The organism is Thalassospira sp. UBA4513 (assembly GCF_002388495.1).
Classification (GTDB): Bacteria; Pseudomonadota; Alphaproteobacteria; order Rhodospirillales; family Thalassospiraceae; genus Thalassospira; species Thalassospira tepidiphila.
Genome location: NZ_DGMR01000041.1, coordinates 18371 through 18780 on the forward strand (window position 1 = coordinate 18371; position 410 = coordinate 18780).

Here is a 410-nt window from a genome sequence, read left to right on the forward strand (position 1 = left end):
CGCGCCGATTTGCTCCTCAGCTTGCGGGCGCGCTAAAAATGCGGCTAAAGCGAGAGGGCGTATATGCTCTGTATGTACGACCGCCTCGGTAAAGCCGTGGCGGTTTTTTTGTATCTACGGAAAGGTTGGGATCCATGATCCGGCTCTCGAACGTCCAGAAAACATATGCAGCCCGGCGTGGCAGCGACGAACATGTTGCGCTGCGCGGCATCAATCTTGATATCGCTGCTGGCGAAATCGTCGGCGTTATTGGCCGCTCGGGTGCGGGCAAATCAACCCTGATCCGCTGCATCAACCTGCTTGAAACCCCGACCTCGGGCTCGGTCACGGTTGATGGCACCGATGTCACGACACTTTCCAAACGCGATTTGCCGTTGTTCCGCCGTCAGCTCGGCATGGTGTTTCAGCAT

General features: G+C 57.1%; 1 protein-coding gene and 1 riboswitch. The gene reads left to right on the top strand.

Going from position 1 to position 410, the window contains the following annotated elements:
- Positions 1–69: riboswitch (SAM riboswitch) on the top strand.
- A gap of 65 nt (positions 70–134) precedes the next feature.
- Positions 135–410 (top strand): ATP-binding cassette domain-containing protein (locus B2T33_RS20100; RefSeq protein WP_286793030.1); only part of this gene is annotated, 276 nt, incomplete at its 3' end.